Genomic DNA, 24,855 nt, shown 5'->3' with positions numbered 1-24,855 from the left:
CGCGCGCAACTTCAAGCAGTGGATGAGCAAGGGGCTCTATCTCGGCACGCTGATGGTCGGCATCGAGCAAAAGCTGTTCGGCGGCAACGTGCCGTGGACGCTCCATCACAAGCACCGCGATCACGAGATGCTCAAGCCCGCCGCGCAGTGCGCGCCGATCGCTTATCCGAGGCCCGATGGCAAACTCACGTTCGATCGGCTTTCGTCGGTCTTCCTGTCGAACACGAACCACGAAGAGAATCAGCCGGCGCATTTGACGCTGAAAGATCCGTCCGTGCCAGTGAACGTTAATCTGCATACCTACGCGGGGCCGGAGGGACGGTACTGCCCCGCCGCGGTGTACGAGTTCGTCAAAAACGACGACGGGAGCGACCGGCTCGTCATCAACGCCCAGAACTGCGTGCATTGCAAGACGTGCGATATAAAGGATCCGACGCAAAACATCGTCTGGGTCACGCCCGAAGGCGGCGGCGGGCCCAACTACGCGAATATGTGACGCGGTAAGGCGGCACGGACGATGTTCGTGCCGCACAGATGAAAACGGGCGCGGGTCCATCGAGACCCGCGCCCGTTTCTTTTGTCACGGCCGAATCGCGCCGAGAACAGCCTGCAGACGATCAGGGTGCGCTTGCCGCAATCTTCGGTGTGGCGACGCTCACGTCGCCACACTGCGCGCGATGACGCAGCGCGTGATCGATCAGCACGAGCGCGAGCATCGCCTCGGCGATTGGCGTGGCGCGAATACCGACACAGGGGTCGTGCCGGCCGAAAGTCTCGACAACAGCCGGCTGCCCTGCTTTATCGATCGAGCGGCGCGGCGTGCGGATGCTCGACGTCGGCTTGATCGCGATCGACACCGTAATATCCTGGCCCGTCGAAATGCCGCCGAGAATGCCGCCGGCGCGATTGCCGACAAATCCCGCCGGCGTCAATTCGTCGCCATGCTCGGAACCGCGCTGCGCAACACTGGCGAAGCCCGCTCCGATCTCGACGCCCTTCACGGCATTGATGCCCATCATCGCATGCGCGATATCGGCATCGAGCCTGTCGAAGAGCGGTTCGCCGAGACCCACGGGAACGCCGCTCGCCACGACATTGATGCGTGCGCCGATCGAATCGCCCTCTTTGCGCAGCGCATCCATGTATTCCTCGAGCCTCGGTACGATGTCGGCATTGGGGACGAAGAACGGATTCTCGCGCACATGCGACCAATCGACGAACGGTACGTCGATTTCGCCCAGCGCGCTCATGTACCCGCGCACTTCGACGCCGAGCCGCTCGCTCAGCCATTTCTTCGCCACCGCGCCGGCCGCGACGGTCGGCGCGGTCAAACGGGCCGAGGAGCGGCCACCGCCGCGGTAGTCGCGCACGCCATACTTGTGCCAGTAGGTGTAATCGGCATGCCCGGGACGGAACGTCTCGGCGATGTTGCCGTAGTCCTTGCTGCGCTGATCGGTATTGCGGATCAGCAGGGCGATCGGTGCGCCCGTCGTCACGCCCTCGAACACGCCGGACAGAATCTCGACCTTGTCCTCTTCATGGCGTTGCGTCACATGCCGCGACGTGCCGGGCTTGCGGCGATCGAGCTCCAATTGGATATCGGCCTCGGTCAGCGCCATGCCGGGCGGACAGCCATCGACGACGCAGCCGATGGCCGGGCCATGCGATTCGCCGAACGTCGTAACGGTGAAGAGCGTGCCAAGAGTGTTGCCGGACATGGACGTGGCCTTACGAAAAATGCGGGAAAGACCGATATTATGCCCTGCCCGCGGCGCAAGCTTGGCACCGCATGCGGCGGCGCCATCGCGCGCGTGCCCCGACGTTTTATTTGCGCGGTCCCCGCAGGCCTGTCACGATGGTCTGCAGCGCCTCGGGCGTCGCGGCTGACGGCTCCATCGGCTCGCCAACGGCCAGGCTCAGGCGGCTCGTCATCCCCTTGCGCAGCGGCCGGGGCCAGCGCGCATCGGCGTGCCGCGAGAACACGCTGCCCCACAACCCACGCAGGGCCATGGGAATGACCGGCACGGGCGTACGCTCGACGATGCGCGTCACACCGTGGCGAAAAGCGTTGATCTCCCCCGTGGCCGTCAGCTTGCCTTCGGGAAAGATGCATACGAGGTCTCCCTGCGCGAGCGCCTCCGCACAAGCGTCGTATGCGCGCTCGAGCAGCGCCGCGTTCTCATGGGTCGGAGCGATCGGAATGGCCTTCGCATGACGAAAGACCCAGCCCGCGAACGGCGTTTCGAAAATGCGGTGATCCATGACGAAGCGGATCGGCCGCGGGCTGCCGGCCATGATGACGAGCGCATCGACATAGCTCACATGATTGCAGACGAGCACCGCCGGCCCTGTCTCCGGAATACGCTCCGCGTGCACGAGGCGAATCCGGTAGAAGGTATGCACGAGCACCCACGCGACGAAGCGCAGCAGGAACTCGGGCACGAGCGAATAGATGTAAATGGCCACCACGGCGTTGAGCAATGCCGTCGTCAGAAAGATACCGGGGATGCGCACGCCCAACGATGTCAACGCGATAGCCATCAGCGCCGATACCACCATGAAGAGCGCATTGAGAATGTTGTTGGCCGCGATGATCCGCGCGCGACGCGTGGGCTGGCTGCGGCTTTGAATCAGCGCATAGAGCGGTACGCTGTAAAAGCCGCCGAACATGGCGAGCAGGAACAGGTCCGCGAGGATACGCCAGTGCGCCGGGCGGCTCAGAAACTGGGCGACGTCGAGCAGATGTCCGGCGCTCGGCAAGGCGTGGCTCGCAAAATAAAGGTCGATGGCGAAAACGCTCATGCCGATCGAGCCGAGCGGCACGAGACCGACTTCGACGCGCCGGTTCGAGAGCCGCTCGCAAAGCAGCGAGCCGCCGCCGATACCGAGCGAAAACGTTGCGAGCAAAACGGTGACGACATCGGGATTGGCCGATAACACGTCCTTCGCGAAGCTGAAGAACGATGTCAGAAACGTTGCGCCGACAAACCAGAGCCATGAAATACCCAGCAGGCTCAGGAATACCGTTCGATTCTCGCGGGCCAGTGCGAGATTGCGCAGCGTCTCCGTGACCGGGTTCCAATTGATGCGCAGATCGGGCTGAGGCGCCGGTGTTGCCGGAACCGCACTCGATATGGCCCGCCCGGCACAGGCGACGGCCACGCAGACGACGGCGAGCACGAGCGCGCCGTGCGTGGCGAAAGCTGCGGCAACGCCTCCCACGATCGTGCCGATGAGAATGGCCACGAACGTACCCATCTCGACGAGCCCGTTTCCGCCGACGAGTTCCCGCTGATCGAGATGCTGGGGTAAATACGCATATTTGACGGGGCCGAACAACGTCGAATGCACGCCCATCAGAAACGTACACAGGTACAGCAGCACCGCATGATGAAGCGCGAATCCGGCGGCGCCCACCAGCATCACCGCGATTTCGAACGTTTTGACGAAGCGCGTCAGCGTCGCTTTATCGTATTTATCAGCGATTTGCCCCGACGTTGCGGAAAAAAGGACGAACGGCAAAATGAAGATCGCCGAAATCAGAAAAGCGGCCGTTTTTGCATCGACACCCGAAAACTGGGCCGTCTCGTACGTCACGAGCGACGTAAAGCCGACTTTGAATACGTTGTCATTCAGCGCCCCGAGAAACTGCGTCCAGAAAAACGGGGCGAAACGGCGCTCTTTGAGCAAACCGAACTGAGAATGTTCGTGACGCGGGGCTCGGCGCGCATCGGTCGCCATGGTCAACGGGCGTTCGCTCATGGATCGGGCTGCAGGGCGAGGCGATGTCGCGAAAATCGGACGATGGCTCGCATCGATTCGAAAAAAAAGCCGCGTTCAAAGAACGCAGCCGGCTCGTTGTGCGACGCAACAAGACCGGGGCGCGTCTTGTTGCCGTCTAGGCGTACGGGAAGCGGGAAGCGGGCGAACGGGCGCCGAAGCGCCTTAGCGCAATTCGCGCGACTCGCCCTCTTCCGGCCAATCCCGGATGTATGCCTTCAGCATACGATTTTCGAAGCTCTGTTCTTCGACAACCGCCTTGGCGACGTCGTAAAACGAAATGACCCCCATCAACGTGCGGTTCTCGAGCACCGGCAGGTAGCGCACGTGATGCTCGAGCATCATCCGGCGCACCTCGTCGACATCCGTTTCGGGGGTGCACGTGAGCGGGTGGTCGTCCATCACCTTGCGGATCATGCCGGAGCCTACGGTGCCGCCATTCTTGTTCAACGTGACGATGATTTCGCGAAACGTCAACATACCGACCAGATCGCCATGCTCCATGATCACGAGCGAACCGATGTCGTGCTCCGCCATCGTGGTCACCGCGGCTGTGAGCGGCGTATCGGGCGAAACGGTATAGAGCGTATTGCCCTTCACCTTCAAGATATCGCTGACCTTCATGGTTTGCCCCCTCCGGTTAAAGCCTCGTTTGATCGGTCGATCCTAGCGGAAAGCCCCTTAAAAGGAAAGCCGCACGCGCCGATTTCAGCCACCGGCGCGTGCGGACGGTCGCGCTCGCCGCCTCTTGAACGGGCGCGCCGCGATGGTACGATGGCCGTCACGCCACCCTTGCCGGACGAGCGTCCGGTCGCCGCCGATGTCCGCCAACCGATTCGACACACTCGCCGTTCATGCCGGCGCCGCGCCCGATGCGACAACCGGCGCGCGCGTCACGCCCATCCATCAAAGCGCGGCGTTCGTATTCCGCGACACGGATCACGCAGCGGCGCTGTTCGATATGGAACGCGCCGGGCACGTCTATTCGCGCATCTCCAACCCGACCGTCGCCGTTTTCGAAGAGCGTGTCGCCGCGCTCGAAAACGGCGCGGGCGCGATCGGCACGGCCAGCGGGCAAGCCGCCCTGCATCTGGCCATCGCCACGTTGATGGGCGCCGGCGCCCATATCGTCGCCTCGAACGCGCTTTACGGCGGCTCGCACAATCTGCTGCACTACACGCTGCCGCGCTTCGGCATCGAAACGACGTTCGTCGAGCCGCGCGATATCGATGCCTGGCGCGCCGCGCTGCGGCCCAACACCCGCCTCCTCTTCGGCGAGACACTGGGCAATCCGGGCCTCGACGTGCTCGACATTGCCACGCTGGCGCATCTCGCGCACGAGCACCGGGTGCCGCTGCTGGTGGACTCCACGTTCACGACGCCCTACCTGCTCAAACCGTTCGAGCATGGCGCCGATTTCGTCTATCACTCGGCGACCAAATTCCTGGGCGGACACGGCACGACGATCGGCGGGGTACTCGTCGACAGCGGCGCCTTCGACTTCGTCGCATCGGGCCGCTTTCCCGAATTCACCGAGCCGTACGAGGGCTTCCATGGCATGGTCTTCGCCGAAGAGAGCACCGTCGCGCCGTTTTTGCTGCGCGCGCGCCGCGAAGGCCTGCGCGACTTCGGCGCCACGCTGCACCCGCAAGCCGCGTGGCAACTGCTGCAGGGCATCGAAACGCTGCCGCTGCGGATGGACAGGCACGTGGCCAATACGCGCAAGGTCGTCGAATTCCTGGCCTCGCATGCGGGCGTTGCATCGATTGCCTATCCGGAGCTGCCCTCGCATCCGGACTACGCGCTCGCGCAGCGCCTGCTGCCGCGCGGCGCGGGCGCCGTGGTCAGCTTCGATCTGCGCGGCGATCGCGCCGCCGGCCGGCGCTTCATCGAAGCCCTCACACTGTTTTCCCACCTCGCGAATGTCGGCGACGTGCGCTCGCTCGTGATTCATCCGGCTTCGACGACGCACTTTCGCATGGACGCCGCGGCGCTCGCGGCAGCGGGCATCCGGGAAGGCACCATTCGCCTGTCGATCGGGCTGGAAGATCCGGACGATCTCATCGACGATCTCAAACGTGCGCTCAAGGCAGCCGGCAAGTCCGGCTCGGGACCCGATGCGGGCCGTGGCGCGTCAAAAAAGGAGTCGGCATGATCGTCGACGTCCTGGGCAAACGGGCTTATGCCTATACCGGCGGCAGGCCGTTCGATCCAGCACTGCCGAGCGCCGTCTTCGTTCATGGCGCCCAGCACGACCACAGCGTCTGGGCGCTACAGAGCCGGTACTTTGCGCACCACGGCTTCAATGCGCTCGCCGTCGATCTGCCGGGCCACTGCCGCAGCGCCGGGCCGGCGGCCAAGAGCATCGGCGCGCTCGCCGATTGGCTCGCGGCGTTCCTCGACACGCTGGGCGTGACATCGGCGTTCGTGGCTGGGCACAGCATGGGTTCGCTCGTGGCATTGGACTTCGCCGGCCGTTATCCGACCCGCGCCGCGCGCGTGGCGCTCGTCGCCACAGCCGTGCCGATGACCGTTTCCGACGCGTTGCTGGACGCCGCGCTCCACCGCGAAGCCGAAGCGATCGCGCTCGTCAATCGCTGGTCGCATTCGACGATTGCCGCCAAGCCGTCCTGCCCGGGCCCTGGTTTTTGGCTGCACGGGGTGAACCAGCGCCTGATGGAGCGCGTGGCCGCGGCCGGCGAGCCGGGGCTCTTCCACACCGATTTTTCCGCCTGCAACGGCTACGCGGAAGGGCTGGAGCGCGCTGGGCAACTGCGCTGCCCGGTACGGCTCGTGCTCGGTTCGAAGGACGCGATGACGCCACCGAAGGCCGCGCGCGGACTGGTCGAAGCGCTTGCCGCGGCCGGTGCGCAGTTCGAAGCGGTCACGCTCGATGCCGGCCATGCATTGATGTCCGAGGCACCCGATGCGACCCTGGAAGCGCTCTTCGCGTTTGCGCGGCCGCTCCAGGCATCACCACCGTCCTGATCGTTGCGGAGGTAGCTACCATGGTTCACGGCACGCATGCGACTCGTTTTACGAGCTTCGCGCAGTTCTACCCGTTCTACCTCGGCGAGCATCGCAACACGACTTGCCGAAGGCTGCATTTCATCGGCTCTCTAGGGGTAATCGGCTGCGTCGCCATGGCCATCGCGACGGGAAGCTGGTTCTGGCTGCCGGGCGCACTCGTGTGCGGATATGGGTTCGCCTGGGTCGGCCACTTTTTCTTCGAAAAGAACCGGCCCGCCACCTTCAGTCATCCGCTCTACAGCCTGATGGGCGACTGGGTGATGTTCAAGGACATTTGCACAGGCAAGATCCGGCTCTAGCTTTGCGTCAATCGGAAGGACGCTCCGCGTCCTGGCGCCCAGTGGGCGGCGCGAGGATCAACTCTGCGTCGTCGATGACGTAGCTGACATGACGGTAATCGCGTATGAAGCTGATCCGGCCGTCGAGCCATTCCAGCCACATGAAATAGTCGGGCGCGACGCTCGTCCGGGTTGAAAAGACAGCAACGACTTCCCGTCCGCCAAGCCACGCCGGCACGAGCCACAAGCCTTCGATCGTCGCATAGATGCTGAAAAACCTTCCGACGTCAGCCGATCCGACGCGAACCGGATAACTGGACTGATGCAGTTTCACGTCGTCGGCGAGGAGCGCGCGCAGACCGTCCCAATCGCGCCCATTGAACAGCGAGACGTAACGCGCCAACGCCTCCGATACCGGCTTGGCGGCCACCGGCTCGTCTGCTGCAGCACTCGCATTGATCTCGCGAAGTCGAGCGCGGCCGCGCGACAGATGTGCCTTCACAGAGTCGATCGTCAGATCGAGCAAAGCAGCGATATCGGCCAGCGGCTCATCGAGGACATCCTTGAGGATGATCACGCTACGCTGGGCGACAGGCAGTTCCGTGAATCGCGAAACCGCCGAACCGATCGCCTGCTGCAGCATAAGTCTCTCCACGGGATCCTCGATGGTGTCGTCCGCGACTTCATCGGCAGCATCTATCGGCTCCGTCGCTCGCAGCGCACGGCTGCGCAGCAGGTCCAATGCCCGGTTATGCGCGACGCGAAAAAGCCAGGCGCGCAACGTCCTGACGTCCTGCTGCTTTTCGTCGATGGCGATCAATGCGCTCGTCAGGGCGTCCTGTACGACGTCCTCGCCCTCGATGACCGAGCCCATCAGGCGCGCGCAGTATCGATGAAGCTCCGGGCGCCACTCCTCCGCCGCTGCGAGCAACTCGGACCGCAGCGCGCTTTGTGCCGGGCTCTGGCCTTCCTTCAACCTGTCGCTCCTTCCATCACGGTGACACCGTCATCGCCGTTGAGGCCGAATACGATGTCCTCGGCGTACCGAGGATCCTCCAGCACCGATACGACACGGTCTCCAAAGACCCTGGGCGGCATCGGCGCTCCGAAGCGGGCAACGAACTCCTCGGGCGTGATTCCCATTGAACTTGCATAGACACCTGCAGCCGCGTCCCCAATGCCGGTGCCAAGGACCATCTGGCGCGGAAGGATCGCCTGGAACTGAATTCCGAGATTCTTCTCCTTTGAGACCCCGTTCGCGTATTTCGCCATGAACCATAGCATGCGCTTGGAACCGCCGTAGCCGCCCGACATCTGGGAACCGCTGACGGCCGCGCCGCTCGATCCGACCAGCACGCGGCTGCCAGGATTCAGCGGAGCATTGAGTGCCGCCTGAAGCCAGAATAGGCCGCCCTTGACGTCCGTTTCCCAGGCCACGGAGAAGTCCTTCCAGCTCAGCTGGTCCAGCCGCCCCATGCGCGGGAGGGCACCAGCGTTCAGGACGAGGACATCGGGGCGCACGTCCCCGACGATCCGATGTGCCGCCGCCTCGTCGGTAATGTCGGCCGCGATCGTTGCCACGCCAAGACGCGTTGCGACAGCATCGAGGCCATCCCTACCGCGCGCCACGACCGTCACCTTCGCCTGTCGCTCGACGAGCGCTTCGACCAGACCCAGGCCAAGACCCCGGCTTCCACCGGTGACGACGACGCTCTTGTTTCTCAGGTTCATCACGGTCCTCCATCGTTTAGATACTGATAAGACGATGGAGCGACACGAAAAGAGTCAGCTAGCGGCGCAGCGCGCAAACACGCACGCAGTACGCCCCGCCTCAAGTGGCGTGGCGAGGCGAACCCGACAAGACACGCGAGCGGCCAGCCTGGAAGGCCTCGCGGGCCTCGCGCGCCGCAAGCAGCGTGGCGAGCGAAATCTCGAGTCTGTCGTTGCCGAGCGCCGCGAGTAAAGCGTCGCCATCGACGCGCGTCGACTCGAGCCGCAACTGATATTCGAGCTCGGTGCGATCGATCACGAAAACGTCGAATAGCCGCGCCACGGTGATATGCGCCGGGTTGACGAGCAACGCGTAGCGTGGCTGACCATCCGCGCCTTCGTCGGCCAGCCGCGTGATCCATTGATGGCGGCTCAGCTTGCCGACGATCCGCGTGGCCGTATCCAGATCGCACCGCAGCATGCGCGCCAGTTCCATCACGGTCAGCCCCGCAGCGCCATGGTCGCGTGCATCGCTCAGGCGCGCGAGAATCTCGAGCGCATCGAGCAGGTCTCCGCCCGCGTAGTCGCGCCGGTGGAACTGGCCGGCGCGGATAGCGGGCAGCGCCGAGACGATCGTCGCACCCGCGAGCGTGATGAACCAGCTCAGATAAACCCATATCAGGAACATGGGCACCGTCGCGAAAGCGCCATAGACCGCCGTATAGGTCGGGATGCGCCGGACGTAGAAGCCGAAGCCGCGCTTCGCGAGTTCGAACGCGATGGCGGCGCATAATCCGCCCACCACGGCATCGCGCCACTGCACACTGCAGTTGGGCAGGTACACGTAGAGCATGGTGAAGGCCAGCCCGGTCAGCGGCAGCGCGGCCCCCGAAAGCGCCCATTCGATCAGCGGCGAGACGTAGCCGTTCGCCAACGAGTTCGATTGCGTGAAAAGGTGCGAGGTAATCGACAAGCTCACACCGATCAGCAACGGTCCCAGCGTGATGATCGCCCAGTAGACGAGCACGCGCTGTGCGAACGGACGCGGTTTGGGCACGCGCCATATGAGGTTGAAGGCCGATTCGACGGTCATCATCGTCATGACGGACGTGACGAACAGCACGATCATCCCCGCCGTCGTCAGTCCCTTCGCTTTCGAGGCGAACTGATTCAGGTAGCGAAAGATCTGGCTGTTGATCTGGTCCGGCATCAAGTGCTGGGCAAGGAACGTCTGCAGCGAAGCCTGAAACGTCGAAAAAATGGGAAACGCCGTAAAAAGCGCGAACGCTACCGTGGCGAGCGGAACGATCGCCAGCATCGTCGTGAACGTCAAGCTGCCGGCCACCTGCGCAATGCGGTCCTCGCTGCTGCGCTTGGCGGCAAATCGCGCGAGGCGTTTGACGGTATTCAGATCGACACTCAATTTTTTCGGCAAGAAATTCTCCGTCGTGGGGGGCGCATCGTGGGGCGCCGGCACGGGCTGTCCGTCCGCCACCGGCCGCTCGAATACTCTCATGCCCCTATAATAGGCCGCTCATAAAAGCGTCCCATGAAAGACATCCTCGTACTTTATTACAGCCGGCACGGCGCCACCCGCGAATTGGCGCTCGCGATCGCGCAAGGCGTCGACAGCGTCGCGGGCATGCAGGCTCGCATTCGCACCGTGCCAAGCGTTTCGCCCCTCAGCGAAGCCACCGAACCGCCGATACCTGCGGATGGCCCGCCTTACGCCGAGCCGCGGGATCTCGAAGAATGCGTGGGTCTCGCACTCGGCTCGCCGACCCGCTTCGGCAATATGGCCGCCTCGCTCAAGTATTTTCTCGACGGCACCACGCCCCAATGGCTGAGCGGCGCGCTGGCCGGCAAACCGGCTTGCGTCTTCACGTCGACGGGGAGTCTGCACGGCGGGCAGGAAACGACGCTGCTTTCGATGATGCTGCCGCTTTTACATCACGGCATGCTGCTCGTGGGCATTCCTTATACCGAAAGCGCGCTGTCCGCGACGCAAAGCGGCGGTACGCCCTATGGCGCCTCGCACGTGTCCGGCGCGGGCGCCCGCGAATCGTCGCTTTCGCCGCACGAGAAAACGCTGGCCACCGCACTTGGCGCGCGCGTCGCGCGAACGGCGGCCCTGCTCGGCGGCCGTCCATGACCGGCACTCCGACTTCCGACGAGAAATCGGCTCGAGCTGCGGCTAGCCCGGCGGGTGCGCACGGCGCATACGCCGTCGGGGCGGCGGTGGCGCTCGTCGCGCTGATCGCGCTGACGCTCGCCTGGGAGCGCTGGCTCGCGCCGTTGCGGCCCGGCGGCTCGGCCCTCGTACTCAAGGCGCTGCCGCTCGCTGCCGCGCTGCCCGGCGTGCTGCGCCGGCGTCTTTACACGTTGCAGTGGGCGTCGATGCTGATCCTGCTCTATTTCGCAGAAGGCATCGTGCGAGGCATGAGCGATGCGGGACGTTCAGCGATGCTGGGCTGGCTCGAAACGGCATTGTCGGTCGTGTTTCTCGCTTGCGCGCTCGCTTACGTCGCGCCGTTCAAGCGGGCAGCGCGCCAATCCAGGCAAAGGTCATCATGAGCGATTCCACTTCTTCATCCGACTTCGTCGCCGCTTGCCGGCAAGCCATCGGCGAGGCTTACGTCCTTACCGACCCGCACGACACCGCCGCTTACCTGACCGATTGGCGCCGGCGCTATTCGGGCGCGAGTTGCGCGGTGCTGCGCCCGGGCACGACCGAAGAAGTGGCGGCGCTCGTGCGCCTTGCGGCCTCGCACCGCATCGCGCTCGTGCCGCAAGGCGGCAATACGGGACTTGCGGGCGGTGCAACGCCGGATACGAGCGGCAAGCAGGCCGTCATCAGCCTCACTCGTCTCACGCGTGTGCGCGCGATCGATACGCAAAACGACACGATCACGGTCGAAGCCGGCGTCATTCTGGCCGACGTACAGGCCCGCGCGCGCGAAGCCGGCCGGCTGTTCTCGCTGAGTCTCGCGGCCGAGGGCAGTTGCACGATCGGCGGAAATCTGTCGACCAATGCCGGCGGCACGGGCGTGCTGCGGTACGGCAATGCGCGCGAGCTATGCCTGGGATTGGAGGTCGTCACGCCCCAAGGCGAGATATGGAACGGCCTGCGGGGCCTGCGCAAGGACAACACCGGCTACGACTTGCGCGACCTCTACATCGGCTCGGAGGGGACGCTCGGGATCATCACCGCGGCCGTCATGAAGCTGCATCCGCTGCCCGCCGCGCAAGTGACCGCGCTCGCGGCGGTGGCGTCGCCGGACGCCGCGCTCGAATTCCTCTCGCTCGCGCGACGTACCGCCGGTGCGTTGCTGACAGGCTTCGAGCTGATGTCGGATTTCTGCCTTCGGCTCGTGGGCAAGCACTTTCCGCAGCTTCGCTATCCGTTCGACGCGTCGCACCCGCAAACGGTCTTGCTCGAACTCTCCGACGGCGAAAGCGAAGCGCACGCACGCGGACTCTTCGAGCAGATGATGGAAACGGCGCTCGATGCCGGGCTAGTGGAAGATGCGGTGGTCGCGGAGAATCTCACGCAGTCGCGCGCGTTCTGGGCATTGCGCGAACACATCCCGCTCGCACAGGCCGAAGAAGGACTGAACATCAAGCACGACATCGCGGTGCCGATCTCGCGCATCGGCACGTTCATCGCCGAAACCGACGCCGCGATTGCGGCTGCCATTCCCGGCGCGAGGATGGTGACGTTCGGGCACCTCGGCGACGGCAACCTGCATTACAACGTCCAGGCGCCCGAAGGCGGAGATGCGAAGGCCTTTCTCGCCCGGTATCAAGCGGCAATCAACCGGCTTGTCTACGATAGCGTGGCTCGCCATCATGGCAGTATCAGCGCCGAACACGGTCTCGGGCAGCTCAAAGTGGAAGAAGCCGCGCACTACAAGTCGCCGGTCGAACTCTCGCTCATGCGGGCGGTGAAACATGCGCTCGATCCGCTCGGCCTGATGAATCCCGGCAAGGTGCTACGCTAGCGTAGAACGCAAGAGGCATCCCGTGAAAATCCGCGTACTGTCAGATCTGCACCTCGAATGCGACGAGCCGGAGGCGATCCCGCACGCCGACGCGGACCTCGTCGTGCTTGCCGGCGACATTCACAATCACGCCGAAGGGATACGCTGGGCCGCGCAGACGTTCGATCCCGATACGCCCATCATCTACGTGCCGGGCAATCACGAGTACTACGACGGCGAATTCGGCGCCCTGGAGACGGCCATGCGCGACGCGGCCGCGAGCGTCGACAACCTCCACTATCTCAACAATGCAGTGTGGGTTGCCCCCTCCGGCCGCTGGCGCGTGCTCGGCACGACCTTGTGGACCGATTTCGAACTTTTCGGCGCAAGCGAAGCGGCGCTCGCCGCCTCGTTCGCCGCCTGCGAAAAAGTGTTGCTCGATTTTCGTGGGCCGATACAGGTGGCCTGGTCGACCGATACTGCCGCGAACGATGGCCCTGCACGCTTGTTCACGGTGGACGATGCGCTGGCGCTGCACCGGCACGCACGCGCCTGGCTCGAGCAGGAGCTTGCCGAGCCGTTCGACGGTACGACGATCGTCGTAACCCATCACGCACCGCATCGCGCGAGCCTCGCTGAGCGTTATGCCACCGATCTCGCATCGGCCGGGTTCATCAACCATCTGCCCATGCTCGTGCGCGAGCCGGTGGCGCTGTGGATTCATGGCCACACGCACACGGCGTTCGACTACGTGACCGACGGCACGCGAGTCGTCTGCAATCCGCGCGGCTATCTCGACCGGCGCACACGCGGGCTCGAAAACCCGCACTTCGCGTGGGACAAGATCGTCGAGATTCCTACGCTCGCTTGAGATGCCGCGGAGTGCGCAGCGGCGCACGCGCCGCTCAAGTTTCGGCACGCACTTGCGTCACCGGCATCGGAATGCGCACTTCGATCGTTGTGCCCTGCCCCGGCGCGCTTTCGATACGGAGCTTGCCATCGACGAGATAGGCTCGCTCGCGTAACCCTGCGAGGCCGAACGAAGTGGGCTTGCGCCGCGCCAGCGGCTCGAAGCCGACACCGTTGTCCCGGACCCGCAACACTACCTGCCCGTTCTCGCGAAGAAGACTGACCCACGCACGCGTCGCCTGTGCGTGCCGCGCGACATTGGTCAGCGACTCCTGCACGATCCGATACGCTGTCGACGCATACGGTTCGTCGAGGTCGAAATCGACAGGCTCGACAATGAGCTCGCAATCGATACCGTGCCGTTGCTCGAACGCCTCGGTCAGCCATTGCACGGCGGCGGCCAAACCCAGATCGTCCAACATCGCCGGTCGGAGATCCGAGGCGATGCGACGCGTCGAAGTCACCGCCTCGTCGACGAGCGAGCGCATGTCGGCAAGCTTGGGCAGCGGCAAACCGCTGGCGGTCGTTTGTTGTTCGCCGAGTCGATCCATCTCGAGGCGCAGGGTGGCGAGCGTTTGCGCCAGCTCATCGTGAAGCTCGCGCGCGATGCGGCGCTTTTCCTGCTCGCGTGCCGATGAGCTGATCGCCGCAAGCTCTCGCAACTCCGCCTGCGACCGCCTGAGCGCGTGCTCGGCACGCTTGCGGTCGGAGACCTCGCGCATGAGATCGCGATTCGATGCGGCGAGTGCCGACGTGCGCGCCGCAACCCGCTTTTCAAGCAACGCCTTGGCCTCGTTCAGCTCCGCTGTGCGCTGCTGCACGAGGCGCCGTTCGGCGCGTTCGCGGTCGAAGGCGCGTACGACGCGCGCGTACAGCTTGACGTTCTCGAAGGTGAGCGCCACGAGCACGAAGCTCGCGGCAAGCAGCCCATAGATGCGACCGGCGTAGAACCCGAGGTCGAAGCGGCGATGATTGAGTGCCGCCGATAGCGCGATGTCGAAGAGCCAGGCGCATAGGACGACCATGAGCCACAGGTCGAGCACCGAGCGCGGCCGGCGGCGAATAACGGTGACGAGCGCGGCGAGCGTCAACGCGCCGACCGTGGCGATCGCGCTGATATAGGCGGACGTGTACAACTCGTGATCGAGAATCGGCGGCAGCCGCTCATGACCTGCCGTGGTCAAGACGACCACCGCGCCCACGGCAAACAGAATCACGAGGCAGCATTTGGCGACGGGCGCGAACAACCCGCCTGTCGTGTCGCGCACCGGCGATGGCTCAGGCGGCGCTTGCCGCGCATAGATGATGACCGCCGTCGGAAAACCGGCGTGCCAGAACATGTAAAGCCATGCTGTAGTTTGCGGACCGGCGCCGAGCAGTCCGTCGGGCGCAAAAAGCCCGGGAAACGTCAGCATGTGCGCAACCGCAGCCAACGACGTCAGCAAGTAGCCGCTCGCCAGCACCAACAGCGAGCGCGAGCGAAGAATCTTGTACTGGCCGATCAAAAGCGCCGCGGTCAGCCAATCGCTGATGATCAGTGCGGACTCGTAGATGGGGATGAATGGCCAAACCTTCGCGAGCTGGACCTTTGCAAACGGTACGGCGGCGAGGAAAAACGCGGCCGAGACCAGAACCACGGCGAGAGCGACCTGTCTGTCGCGCGGTTCCGGCCGCAAGGTCGAGAGAAACACCTGTGCTTCGTCCGGCGATTCGCCCACGCTCGTCTCCCGCGTTGGATGGCGCGGCGCCGCCTCGACGCGCGCGTATTCGTATTATGGGATGGGATCGGCGAGTCGCAAAGGGAACATCAGGGAGGAGGCGGAAAAATCGCCGCGCGACGATGCGCCGATCTGGGCTCATGCGAGAGTCGCAAGCTTGGATCCTCGAGCAGTCTGAGATAAGGGCGGTATGAATCTGCTGATAGAAAAATGGGGTAATAGCCTTTGGCTGCGTCTTCCTGCCGACTATGTGCATCGGATGGGCTTCAAGGAAGGCGACCAGGTGGAGGCGAGCCCCGCGCGCGCACGGCAACGCGGATGCCGCTCAGTTCGAGGCACGCGCGTGCTGGGTCAGCTTCAGCGCCGAGCGTTCTTCAAATAGAAATCCAAATATTTCTTCGAAAATCCTTCGAAGGCTCGCCGTGCTCCGATCACATATGCCTTGCCGAACCATTCCGATGCCGCATCTATGTCGCCCAGCTCGTAATTTGCTGCTCCGAGTTGCATCATGGACGCAGTATCGTCTTCCATAGGGCGGCCCAGGTAAGAGATTTTGGCCCAATCCCTGGCTTCGGCATAGTCGCGCGACTTCATACTATTGTTGAACAAGCAAGTTGGTATCCACTGGCCGAACAGGCTCCATTCGTGCTTCGGGGCAGGCAAACGGCTCCATGCGTCGATATAGATGCGGCGCGCCTCGACGGCCTCGCCGCGTTCATCAAGTGCATTCGCACGTTCGACCGTCCTGATCAAGTCCTGTGCCAGTTCGGGGTTTTCCGTCATCAGATCTCGCATCTTTATATCCTTGGGTAATCACAGTCGGCCACCTCGAAGGGACTATGGATAGTCGGGCGGCTCAGAGGGACCTATGAAATGAAGTGGGTTCTTGTAATTGAGAGGCAGCAACGCGCCGGCAGACCGGTTGAGCGAGAAATGGTCCAACACGTAGTTGTCCGGGTCCAGCATCCACGCCCGTACTTCCGCGGACTTCGCCCCAAAGAACCCACCTCGCCTGTTCCAGTACTCTACGGCGTCGTGCTTGTGTGCCATGTCTGCGGTACTTATCGGATGCCACAGGCCATTCGATGCCTGGTACATCATGTTCGGCCCCGTGCCGATAATTTTCCCCTTGCTGCGCATCTTCGCTATCACCGCACGTCCTGTCTTGCTGCCCTTGCCCGGCGTTCTTCCCACACATTTCAGACGAGCAGACTTCCTACGCAATCCGAATGGATCGATCCAATCGAATATATTCGGCGCGAACTTGTACAGATTTTCGCCACCGGCCAAGCCGATAGGGTCCTGGCTGATGAACGATGCGATGTCCGGATCATAGTACCTGTACCGGTTGTAGTGCAGTCCAGTTTCTTCGTCACAATACTGCCCCTGCAAGCGGAGCGGTTGATGGATCCGTGAAGCCGCGGAACGTTCAATCCTGCCTGTGGAACCGTAACACGACTCCCACATGACGAGCCCCATTGCGTCATGCATCCGCAAGGGTGCTCCATTTACATCGCATTGGTAGAAAGACACCGTCGCCGGTACGAGCGCCCGTTGTCCAGCGGACTGGGGCACCGCAGTTTCCGTCAGTTTGCCATGCACCGCGCAAAACGGCCGGAATGTCTCCGGGTAATAGATCCACTCCCATGTATGCGTCGCGGCGAAGCCGGCACCGCTACCCGCGTTTCGCAGTGGGGCTGCGACGTCGATGCCTCCGTTCTCACCGATATGCTCGCCCACCAGCGTGTCGCCATCCCAGAAGAACCTGCTCATGCGCGAAGGCGCTTCCCCGCCGGCAGAATCATGAAGAATCTTTCGCACCCGACGTTGGAGCGGGTCGTATTCGTACAGTGCCCGAATGCGAACCGGCTGGTGAGCTTGTGTCGCAGTTGGCCGAGTCGCCACGGTTTCCATGAGTTGCCCAAGCGCATTCCACTTGAGCGTCAGATTCTGCTCAGCCTGTTGCCGGCGGACCAGATTCCCGGTACGGTCGTATGCGTAATAGCAATCCGCATATTCCCCGTCACGCACCCACGTGTCACCCGATTGGGCATCGGCGGCGCCTACCGTGCGGCGCTCGCGGGTATGCGTCTTCAGCAGATCCCCAGCGGGATCGTATAGGAACCTATGGACCTGGCCAGCTGGATCGATGTGCGCAGTGATTCGCCCCACGGGATCATACGCATAGCGCTCGAGACCTCCGCGTGAATCCTGCTTTGCAATCAATTCGCCGTTTGCGCCATATGCATATTCGGTCGAGAACAAAGCGCCGGTACCAGCCAATAGCGTCCGCTGCGAGGTCAGTCGTCCTGCCGACTCATACGATAGTTCGCGCCGCAAGTCCGCAGTAAGTTGCTCGGCCGTGATCTGCCCGAGCGCATCACGTTCGATGACAAAGGGCATCGCGTCGTCGACCTGGATCGACGTGACCGCGTCCAATGCGTCGTACGCATAGCGCACCGTATGTCCGACCACACGGCCGCCCGACACAAAAGTTGTTTTTCGCTCCGTTCGGTTGCCGGCCGCGTCGTAAACGCTGGCAATCGTAAAATCGTCACCCTGCCGCTCTCCGATCACTCGGCCATCAGCGTCGTATTGAAACTCAACTCGGCAAGAGGGGTTCTCCGCAAGCACCAGATCGCCGTGACGGTCATATGCGAAGCGCTCCACCCACACCTCCCGCTCATAGTGCGGCGAGCGTTTCTCGATCATGCGACCAAGTCGGTCATAGCGATACTCGATAACCTGTCCCAGCGGGTCCGTACTGTCCAGCAATTCACCCGCCATGCCATACCGATAGCGCCGCGTCTGCCCCCAATAGTCCGTCTCTGCGATGATCCGCCCCAATGCGTCGCGCTGCACCGCATAGAGCTCGCCGCGTTCATTGACGACGCCGACCAGTTCCTCTTCCGTGTCGTACCTGTATTCGACGGCAGTGCCGTCTGCAGCAACGCGTCGCTTGACCTGTCCCAGTGCCGAATACTCCATCTCCGTCACTTGGCCTGCCGCATCGCGATAGCGAATCAGGTTCCCGTCTGTGTCATAGACGCAATGCATCTCGCGCCCATCCGGTTCGATCGCGCGCGTCAAATTGCCATTGCGGTCGTATTCGCAACGGCTCGCCTTCCCGAGCGCGTCAATCATCTCGATGAGGTTTCCCCGCGCATCGCTGCGATACTGCGTGCGATGGCCAAGCGCATCCGTCAGCGCAGCGAGACTGCCGTCGCGGCCATATTCGAACCGCGTGATGGCCCCACGTGCCCCGGTATGCGCAATCGGCTGTCCAAAGGGGTCATACGCGTAGCGCGAGGTCGCACCCGATGGCGTGGTTTGCGCGATCAGATTGCCCCTTTCATCCCACTCGTAGTGCCACTGACGCCCGCCGGGCAACGCCACACACAACGGGCGATGGTCCGTATCGTATTCGGTGCGAATTGCGCTTCCGTCAGGCCGCCTCTGCGCAACGAGATTGCCGTATCGATCGTATTCCCATGCGGTCGTGTGGCCAGCCGGATCGATCCGCGTAGTCGTGCGCCCCTGAGCATCATATCGATAACAAGTCACTCCACCGAGAGGATCGGTCTCGGCCACGGGCATGCCGCGCTCGTTCAATTGCAGTACCGACGTATGGCCACGCGAATCGGTAATCCTCGTTTCCATCCGTACACGATCGTACGTGAACCGGTAATCGAACAAGCCGTCGTCACCCCACGCGCGGTCGACACGCCACACGCCATCCTCGCCGGCGCAGTAACGGTAGTAAAACGACACGCCCCGTGCGCTCGTGTGACTGACCATTCGATGATTATCCGCATAGTCGAAGCGATGCGGATGTGCCATCGCATCGACCGCTGCACTCAAATTGCCATCGCGATCATGCTCATAGGTAACAAGCAGGTGTGCGCCCCCATCAGCGTCGATAAGAGTCAATCCCGTTATCCCGGCTGCGTGCTTGACGCCGCTCAACCGGTCATGCCCTGAATCTCGTCTATCGCATTCGATCGTGCGAGCCGTCGCCCCGTCGCAGGTCCACTCGGCAACACGCACAACATGTCCGCGCTCGTCGCGTTCGAAGACCCACGCGTTGCCGTTGAGATCGGCGATACGCTCGACGGGCAGCGTCAGCCGCGCGCCGCCTTCAAGCATGGGCACGATTTGCTGCCATCGCGGTGGCAAATCGAACCTGTATTCGATGCCGCCCCGGGTACGCAGGGTAAGCCGATCGCCGCACCGGTATAGCGCATGCCCGTGCTGCCAGTCATAGACACGCTCGGACCAGCCTTCGGCCACGGGCAACGCATCGAACGCTGTCGCATGATCCGGAAAATACGCAGCGGCACCGATCCCGCTTTCATGCGACATCAGTTCGAGCCGGATATCGGCCGGTGTCTGCCATCCCAACCCGACCGCACCAGGATACGTGTCGTGACTGGCGTAATACCGATCCCATACAAGCGGCAATCGCCCCGGCACGGTGAAATCCCGCTGCTGAACGACAACTTCGCCGGTTGTCACGTCCACCGGTTCCGCGCGCAACACGTTGCATCGCAGGAACCCCGGCTTCAAATGCAGCTTGTCGGCCAGCGCATAGGCCCATTTGGATCCTCGAAACGCCTTGAACAGCCCCGCCGCGGCCGCGGCCATATTCATCACCGGCGGGCCGCCGACCAACACAGGCCTGCCGACCGGAATCGGCAGCATCACCGACGACGGCATCGAGGGGTACTCTCGCTGCGTATGCGCGCCGTTGTGGGCAATCGGCTCCTCGCCGATCGACCAGCAGCTCATCGCCGGCAGTGCCATGAACGACATCGGATCGTTGTTCGCGAGCACCGTCCTGCTGCCCATGTAGGCTTCCGAGTCGTTCGACGGCTCGGGGGGTGCGGGCGGCACGGGTGCAAACGATTCGCCCAACGGAAAATGCAGTCCCGGTACGTGAAACGAATGCGTCCCCGCAGTCGTGCGCATGAAGCCGTTGACGAAGATCGGCCCGCCGCCACCGCCGGCACCCACGCCAGCCCCCGATGCGTTCGCAACCGCGCCTTCCATGCGAGCGATATCCGCGTCGAGCTTCAATCCATCCGCAACGATTGCGTTGCTTTCGATGTCGTTGAGCTTGTCGCCCACCACGTTCGTCGCCTGGTCGATCTGTTGAGCGACGTCTGGATGGTCCTGCAGATATTCGATCGCTTTCTCTTGCACGATCGTCGTCGCAATACTGCCTACCACGCCCATTGCGGCGGAAACGTATTCCCTTAAATCGAGCACGAAACCGACGTGCGGGTGAGGAAGAAATACCGGCGTCGGGCTCGGCGCTACGATAACGGCGTGCACGTCCACGCCGACGACAGGATCCATATGCTTGACAGCGAGCAATCCCATAGCGCGCTCACCGTCCTACGCTCAAAGCCGCGACTTTCTCGGTCAACTCGCCGCGACGCCGATCGAACGCTCCGACTTTCGACACCATCCATTCGACGACGAGCCGCAAATTGCTGTTCACGCGCATCGATTCATCGATCGACAGGCCGGCATCGAGCGCGTTGAAACCGGCCTCGAGCGCATGCTCGCGCTCGCCCGCCCTCTCCCAGCACACTGCGCTCATGCGCCATGCTTCGACCGTCATCAGCGCGTCCTTCGCTGCGCTCATCGAAGCTGCGGCGCGCTCATAGCAATACGCTGCCAATGCGAACGCCTTCTGCGTCAAATGCACACTCGCCTCGCCGAACAATCCGTGGGCGACGAGCTTGTGGCCCGCCGGATGCCCGGCTTCCACGGCCTGCTCGCCGCTTCGAGCCGCACTCCGATAAGCATCGATCGCTCGCGCATGGTCGCGCCACTTGAGATACGCAGCACCCGAGATCAAATGCACGACCGTACATTGATCGAACCACCGTTCACGCTCGGAGATCTCGAGCGCCTGTGTGCGCAGCCGCTCGAGCGTCGCCGGATCGCCTGATCCGACCGTTTCGCCAAGCTCCACGAAAAGGCGCCGAAACTGGCCGCTCGCTCCGCGTTCGCCCGATTCCGCGAGCAACTCGCGTGGCACGCTCGCCATCGTGTACTGTCCGCGCGCCAGGCACACCACGTTTCTATGTCGCTCGGCAAGAGGCGCCAACGACTCGACACCCGTGCGCGGCAAAACGAATCGCACGCGCTCGCCAAGCCGCGGCGCCGTCTTCAAGACCGAAAGCAGTTTCCCGAGCCAACCCGAAAACGCCGATTCGTCATGAATCTGCGCCGGCTCCAGCACGAAGATCAGTGCCGGGAAAATGTCCGGATGACGCTGCATGAGGCTATCGGACACGCTCAGCAAATGCAGGATCGGATCCGTGCCCCGATAAGGGGGAGCTTGCCAGTCGGCTCGCATCCCCTGTGCGTTCGATGCATCTCGTCGACTGTCGTAGAACCGGACGATCTCGTTCGTCAGCGCATGCGCATAGCGCGCTTCATCGAGATACTCCGAGCGCAAGCGAATGACCGCGCACGACAGCTCCTCTTGCGCCCGAAAATAAAGCCGCACGAGCTGCGCATCGGCTTCGTTCGTTTGCCAGATCATCAGCCGCGCATCGCGATCGTTCGCAAAGCGCAGCCAATCGGCGTGCGCAATCATGAACCTGCGTTCGACCGGATTCGTGGGTTGCCAATTCTGCATGGGCGCCGGTCTCTCAGGGATTCAGCTTCAACACGACGCCCTCGACCGTGTGCTCGCCCGTTGCAGACGACGTGACCGTCGTGCCGCGAATGCTGTGGCTGCTCGATCCGACCGATTCGACGGTCACACCGATGATCTGGATCGTGCCATCGTTCTTCAGCGTAATGCTCGCGCTGCCGCAAACGAGCGCGAGTTCGTCGCCCGCACTCACGAGTACCCGTTTGCCCACGGTCATCGTGTGATTGCTGCCCACGTTGACCGACTGTGCCGCACCCACGTTGACCACATGCGCATGTGCGATCGACGATGTCCGCTCGCCGATCTCCTCGATATGCGAGGCCGCGACAGTCGTCTTCATCTGCCGAGTGGTGGTGTGATAAAGCTGGCCGATCGTCGCGGTCTTGTTGTGCACGACGTGCTCCGTATGACTGCCGCCGATCGTCGCTTGCCGGTCCGCCCCGATCTTGACGGTTTCGGCCTGTCCGACTTCACGCTGGCGGCTGCCTGCCACCGTATGCGTCTCGTTGCCACCGATCGTGGCCATGCGATGCTGCCCGATGCTCACCGTCTCGTTCTGACCGACACTTCGCTTCCGATTGTTGGTCACCTGCATCGTCTCGTCGTTTCCGACCGAATGCGTATGGTTGTGTCCGATCGATAACGTGTGGTCCTGCTCGGTCTCCGCATCGAAGTTGCGTTCGGCATGCATCCACAACTGCTCGGCACCCTTGCGGTCCTCGAAACGCAGTGCATTCGCATGTGCGACCGTTCCGCCGGGCGTCGAACGCGACAGCAACCCGCTTTGCGTCGCGCTGGCCGGCAAGCCCCACGGCGGCATTCGCTCGGCGTTGTAGACGCGCCCCGTCACCATCGGATGATCGGGATCGCCGTTGAGGAAATCGACGACGACTTCGTCGCCGACCCGCGGAATTTGTATTCCCCCAAAGCCGCCGCCCGCCCAGGGGTTCGATACGCGCACCCAACAGGACGAGTTTTCGTCGCGCCGGCCATAGCGGTCCCAGTGGAACTGCAGCTTCACTCGTCCGTATTGGTCGGTCCAAATCTCCTCGCCGGCGGGCCCGGTCACCACAGCCGTTTGAGGGCCGTTCGTGCGCGGTCTCGGCGTGAGGCGCGGTGCGCGATACGGCAAACTCGACGGCTGCGCGATGAACTGGGTCTCGTGCGTCACCTCGCTATCGCCGCTTTTTGTCGCGTAGGCGTTTTCCTGAAACAGGTAGCGGCACCGCACGACGAGGTACTCGCGATTCTGATCGGCCCGCGGACACCGCGTTAAATTGAATAAATAGCCCGGCGCCATCGCGCGCGCATTCGTGTAGCCGCTCGCGCGGTCATGCTCCGCTTGCAGTTCTTCCAGACGAACACGGCTGTAGCGCTCACCTTGTGCGCCGTCGACATAGCCGCCCGGCCACTCGAACACGGGAAGATCGTCATGGCGGTAGCCGAGCGGATCGGCCCGGCGCGCAAGCAGATCCGCGCGCGGCTTCTTGAAGTCATAGTCGTTCAGTTCGTGCCGGCCCGAATGGATTTCCTGCGCGGGCCACCATCCGGCGATATGCTCCTCATCGGCGATCGCGATCCGGTCGGGCCCGATGAATGGAATCGACTCGTACCCTGGCAGCGGGCGATGCGCGCTCGGCGCATCGCTCAGCACCAATGTATGGCGGCCGGATGCATGTTCGAAGTAATAGTAGATGCCCTCGAACTCCATCAGCCGTGAGACGAACGCCGCATCGGTTTCGTTGTACTGCACGCAGTACTCGCGCGGCGGATAGCTGCACGCCAGCCGGTTTTCGAGCGGAAACCCGTACGGTGCGAGCACCTCCTGCACGATTTGCGGCGTGCTCTTGAGCTGGAATATCCGACAGTCGGCACGGCGCGTGGCGAGCCACAGCCACGGACGCAGCGTAAGCTCGTACCGGTAGTGACGGTCGGCCTCGCGGCCGCCCATCAGTGCACGAGCAACCAATCCGTTCAGATAGCGCCGCTGTCCGCCTTGCTCCTCGATCTCGATCGTGACAGGCTTGCCGAGCAGCGACTGCAACGGCAGGCTATGGCTTTCCGCCAACGCATCGAGCGTCAATTCGAACGGCTCGCTCAGGCCTTCGTTGCCCGTCAGACGGCGAAAGATCAACTGATCGCCGAACGGGCTATCGAGCGTGAAAATCCGAGACATGCAGACTCTCTCGTTGCGCAATGAAGTCCGTGCCAATCATCGAGCACCATTTCGTAGCGTCATGGCGTTCAATTGAATCTGCAAAAGAAGAAAAGCCCGTTTTGCAGATCGTAGTGCTGGCCGCAATAATTGACGAAGGCGTTCAAATCGGGCATTTCCTGAATCGGCTGTACACCGCGCTGGGCGACCAGGTTGTCCAGGGACACAGTTCCGTTCGGCCCTCGTCCGAAACGCAGAAAGGTGCCGCCCATGCCGGGCCGGTGCGCCTGATTGGCGTCCGTTTGCGTCAACGTCTGACCTGTGATCCTTGCGTAATGAAATGCACCGGTCGCCTTGTTCAGATAGGCGACGGCCTGTGCATGTGGCGGTATCGGAACAATCCTGAACAAGCCGTCCGGGAGGCCGTGCGCGTCGCGATCGAAAGTGCTGGGCGTACGATATGCCAACGGCTGATCGGCGCCGCCGAAAGGATCGATCGATCCGACCATGTAGCCGCCTGCCACGCCGCCGGCGGCATGCTGACCGCAATCGGCGTTGCCGCCCGGCAGCTTGCCCAGGCCGCGCTGATTGCCGAAGCTCCATGTTCCGTTCATTGCTACCT

At 63.0% G+C, this 24,855-nt stretch carries 21 protein-coding genes; 9 read left to right on the top strand and 12 right to left on the bottom strand.

Annotated features, from left to right (window positions below; genetic code table 11):
• A partial coding sequence (locus VGL01_RS04205; protein ID WP_331567388.1) for a 4Fe-4S dicluster domain-containing protein occupies window positions 1-496 on the top strand: 496 nt, incomplete at its 5' end.
• A gap of 121 nt (window positions 497-617) precedes the next feature.
• Here the strand turns inward: VGL01_RS04205 and aroC are convergent.
• The 3 genes from aroC to VGL01_RS04190 all read right to left on the bottom strand — a co-directional run bounded on the left by aroC (window position 618) and on the right by VGL01_RS04190 (window position 4,404).
• Window positions 618-1,718 (bottom strand): chorismate synthase, encoded by a 1,101-nt coding sequence (aroC, locus tag VGL01_RS04200; protein ID WP_331567386.1) that lies wholly within the window; start codon window positions 1,716-1,718, stop codon window positions 618-620.
• Between the two features lie 106 nt (window positions 1,719-1,824).
• On the bottom strand, window positions 1,825-3,762 hold the full coding sequence (locus tag VGL01_RS04195; protein ID WP_331567384.1) for an MFS transporter: 1,938 nt from the start codon (window positions 3,760-3,762) through the stop codon (window positions 1,825-1,827).
• A 183-nt stretch (window positions 3,763-3,945) separates the two neighbouring features.
• A complete protein-coding gene (locus VGL01_RS04190) occupies window positions 3,946-4,404 on the bottom strand; it encodes a CBS domain-containing protein (protein ID WP_331567382.1) in 459 nt (152 codons plus the stop codon).
• A 196-nt stretch (window positions 4,405-4,600) separates the two neighbouring features.
• On the opposite strand from VGL01_RS04190, the gene VGL01_RS04185 reads away from it, so the two are divergent.
• Genes VGL01_RS04185 through VGL01_RS04175 form a run of 3 tightly spaced genes read left to right on the top strand, consistent with a single transcriptional unit; the run spans window position 4,601 to window position 7,109 of the window.
• On the top strand, window positions 4,601-5,935 hold the full coding sequence (locus VGL01_RS04185) for an O-acetylhomoserine aminocarboxypropyltransferase (protein ID WP_331567380.1): 1,335 nt from the start codon (window positions 4,601-4,603) through the stop codon (window positions 5,933-5,935).
• Window positions 5,932-6,768, top strand: coding sequence for an alpha/beta hydrolase (locus tag VGL01_RS04180; protein WP_331567378.1), 837 nt, complete (start codon window positions 5,932-5,934; stop codon window positions 6,766-6,768). Before VGL01_RS04185 ends, VGL01_RS04180 begins: the two co-directional genes overlap by 4 nt.
• Window positions 6,769-6,788: 20 nt before the next feature.
• Window positions 6,789-7,109, top strand: coding sequence for an Mpo1-like protein (locus VGL01_RS04175; RefSeq protein WP_331567376.1), 321 nt, complete (start codon window positions 6,789-6,791; stop codon window positions 7,107-7,109).
• Between the two features lie 7 nt (window positions 7,110-7,116).
• Here the strand turns inward: VGL01_RS04175 and VGL01_RS04170 are convergent, their stop codons facing one another.
• The 3 genes from VGL01_RS04170 to VGL01_RS04160 form a co-directional block, all read right to left on the bottom strand.
• On the bottom strand, window positions 7,117-8,064 hold the full coding sequence (locus VGL01_RS04170) for a sigma-70 family RNA polymerase sigma factor (RefSeq protein WP_331567374.1): 948 nt from the start codon (window positions 8,062-8,064) through the stop codon (window positions 7,117-7,119).
• The gene (locus tag VGL01_RS04165; RefSeq protein WP_331567372.1) at window positions 8,061-8,819 is read right to left on the bottom strand and encodes an SDR family NAD(P)-dependent oxidoreductase; all 759 of its coding nucleotides are present in this window, start codon (window positions 8,817-8,819) and stop codon (window positions 8,061-8,063) included. The genes VGL01_RS04170 and VGL01_RS04165 overlap by 4 nt, the downstream gene beginning before the upstream one ends.
• Window positions 8,820-8,919: 100 nt before the next feature.
• On the bottom strand, window positions 8,920-10,221 hold the full coding sequence (locus VGL01_RS04160; RefSeq protein ID WP_414720172.1) for a YihY family inner membrane protein: 1,302 nt from the start codon (window positions 10,219-10,221) through the stop codon (window positions 8,920-8,922).
• A gap of 126 nt (window positions 10,222-10,347) precedes the next feature.
• Here VGL01_RS04160 and wrbA point away from each other — a divergent pair, with 126 nt between their 5' ends.
• From wrbA to VGL01_RS04140, 4 genes are read left to right on the top strand one after another with little or no spacing between them, the layout of a single operon-like run.
• Entirely contained in the window at window positions 10,348-10,950 is a 603-nt protein-coding gene (gene wrbA, locus VGL01_RS04155) for an NAD(P)H:quinone oxidoreductase (RefSeq protein WP_331567368.1), read from the top strand.
• Window positions 10,947-11,372, top strand: a complete 426-nt coding sequence (locus tag VGL01_RS04150; protein WP_331567366.1) for a DUF2069 domain-containing protein — start codon at window positions 10,947-10,949, stop codon at window positions 11,370-11,372. The genes wrbA and VGL01_RS04150 overlap by 4 nt, the downstream gene beginning before the upstream one ends.
• Window positions 11,369-12,799, top strand: coding sequence for an FAD-binding oxidoreductase (locus VGL01_RS04145; protein WP_331567364.1), 1,431 nt, complete (start codon window positions 11,369-11,371; stop codon window positions 12,797-12,799). The genes VGL01_RS04150 and VGL01_RS04145 overlap by 4 nt, the downstream gene beginning before the upstream one ends.
• A gap of 22 nt (window positions 12,800-12,821) precedes the next feature.
• The gene (locus tag VGL01_RS04140; RefSeq protein WP_331567362.1) at window positions 12,822-13,649 is read left to right on the top strand and encodes a metallophosphoesterase; all 828 of its coding nucleotides are present in this window, start codon (window positions 12,822-12,824) and stop codon (window positions 13,647-13,649) included.
• A 34-nt stretch (window positions 13,650-13,683) separates the two neighbouring features.
• On the opposite strand, the gene VGL01_RS04135 is transcribed toward VGL01_RS04140, so the two are convergent.
• Window positions 13,684-15,405 carry a sensor histidine kinase gene (locus VGL01_RS04135; RefSeq protein ID WP_331567360.1) on the bottom strand — a complete coding sequence of 574 codons (1,722 nt, stop codon included), beginning with the start codon at window positions 15,403-15,405 and terminating at the stop codon, window positions 13,684-13,686.
• 190 nt (window positions 15,406-15,595) lie between these two features.
• Between VGL01_RS04135 and VGL01_RS26100 the strand changes: the two genes are divergently transcribed.
• The gene (locus tag VGL01_RS26100; RefSeq protein WP_414720170.1) at window positions 15,596-15,787 is read left to right on the top strand and encodes an AbrB/MazE/SpoVT family DNA-binding domain-containing protein; all 192 of its coding nucleotides are present in this window, start codon (window positions 15,596-15,598) and stop codon (window positions 15,785-15,787) included.
• Here VGL01_RS26100 and VGL01_RS04130 read toward each other — a convergent pair.
• The 5 genes from VGL01_RS04130 to VGL01_RS04110 all read right to left on the bottom strand — a co-directional run bounded on the left by VGL01_RS04130 (window position 15,763) and on the right by VGL01_RS04110 (window position 24,847).
• Complete coding sequence (locus tag VGL01_RS04130; protein ID WP_331567358.1) at window positions 15,763-16,200, bottom strand: hypothetical protein; 438 nt, start codon at window positions 16,198-16,200, stop codon at window positions 15,763-15,765. The two genes, VGL01_RS26100 and VGL01_RS04130, sit on opposite strands and share 25 nt — an antisense overlap.
• A gap of 42 nt (window positions 16,201-16,242) precedes the next feature.
• Window positions 16,243-20,787 carry an RHS repeat-associated core domain-containing protein gene (locus tag VGL01_RS04125; protein ID WP_331567356.1) on the bottom strand — a complete coding sequence of 1,515 codons (4,545 nt, stop codon included), beginning with the start codon at window positions 20,785-20,787 and terminating at the stop codon, window positions 16,243-16,245.
• A 7-nt stretch (window positions 20,788-20,794) separates the two neighbouring features.
• Window positions 20,795-22,060: a hypothetical protein gene (locus VGL01_RS04120; RefSeq protein WP_331567354.1), complete on the bottom strand. Its 1,266-nt coding sequence runs from the start codon at window positions 22,058-22,060 to the stop codon at window positions 20,795-20,797.
• A gap of 13 nt (window positions 22,061-22,073) precedes the next feature.
• Window positions 22,074-24,254, bottom strand: a complete 2,181-nt coding sequence (locus tag VGL01_RS04115) for a type VI secretion system Vgr family protein (RefSeq protein WP_331567352.1) — start codon at window positions 24,252-24,254, stop codon at window positions 22,074-22,076.
• Between the two features lie 68 nt (window positions 24,255-24,322).
• Entirely contained in the window at window positions 24,323-24,847 is a 525-nt protein-coding gene (locus VGL01_RS04110; protein WP_331567350.1) for a hypothetical protein, read from the bottom strand.
• Window positions 24,848-24,855 lie beyond the last annotated feature (8 nt).

This window comes from Trinickia sp., from assembly GCF_036503415.1.
Taxonomy (GTDB): Bacteria; Pseudomonadota; Gammaproteobacteria; order Burkholderiales; family Burkholderiaceae; genus Trinickia.
Note: the sequence above shows the minus strand (reverse complement) of the source record. Positions and strands in the feature narration are given on the sequence as shown.

Bases quoted from the DNA above. Each gene is read 5' to 3' on its own strand.
- aroC (WP_331567386.1), bottom strand. From the start codon at position 1,718: ATGTCCGGCAACACTCTTGGCACGCTCTTCACCGTTACGACGTTCGGC.
- VGL01_RS04195 (WP_331567384.1), bottom strand. From the start codon at position 3,762: ATGAGCGAACGCCCGTTGACCATGGCGACCGATGCGCGCCGAGCCCCG.
- VGL01_RS04190 (WP_331567382.1), bottom strand. From the start codon at position 4,404: ATGAAGGTCAGCGATATCTTGAAGGTGAAGGGCAATACGCTCTATACC.
- VGL01_RS04185 (WP_331567380.1), top strand. From the start codon at position 4,601: ATGTCCGCCAACCGATTCGACACACTCGCCGTTCATGCCGGCGCCGCG.
- VGL01_RS04180 (WP_331567378.1), top strand. From the start codon at position 5,932: ATGATCGTCGACGTCCTGGGCAAACGGGCTTATGCCTATACCGGCGGC.
- VGL01_RS04175 (WP_331567376.1), top strand. From the start codon at position 6,789: ATGGTTCACGGCACGCATGCGACTCGTTTTACGAGCTTCGCGCAGTTC.
- VGL01_RS04165 (WP_331567372.1), bottom strand. From the start codon at position 8,819: ATGAACCTGAGAAACAAGAGCGTCGTCGTCACCGGTGGAAGCCGGGGT.
- wrbA (WP_331567368.1), top strand. From the start codon at position 10,348: ATGAAAGACATCCTCGTACTTTATTACAGCCGGCACGGCGCCACCCGC.
- VGL01_RS04150 (WP_331567366.1), top strand. From the start codon at position 10,947: ATGACCGGCACTCCGACTTCCGACGAGAAATCGGCTCGAGCTGCGGCT.
- VGL01_RS04145 (WP_331567364.1), top strand. From the start codon at position 11,369: ATGAGCGATTCCACTTCTTCATCCGACTTCGTCGCCGCTTGCCGGCAA.
- VGL01_RS26100 (WP_414720170.1), top strand. From the start codon at position 15,596: ATGAATCTGCTGATAGAAAAATGGGGTAATAGCCTTTGGCTGCGTCTT.
- VGL01_RS04130 (WP_331567358.1), bottom strand. From the start codon at position 16,200: ATGCGAGATCTGATGACGGAAAACCCCGAACTGGCACAGGACTTGATC.
- VGL01_RS04125 (WP_331567356.1), bottom strand. From the start codon at position 20,787: ATGGGATTGCTCGCTGTCAAGCATATGGATCCTGTCGTCGGCGTGGAC.
- VGL01_RS04120 (WP_331567354.1), bottom strand. From the start codon at position 22,060: ATGCAGAATTGGCAACCCACGAATCCGGTCGAACGCAGGTTCATGATT.
- VGL01_RS04115 (WP_331567352.1), bottom strand. From the start codon at position 24,254: ATGTCTCGGATTTTCACGCTCGATAGCCCGTTCGGCGATCAGTTGATC.
- VGL01_RS04110 (WP_331567350.1), bottom strand. From the start codon at position 24,847: ATGAACGGAACATGGAGCTTCGGCAATCAGCGCGGCCTGGGCAAGCTG.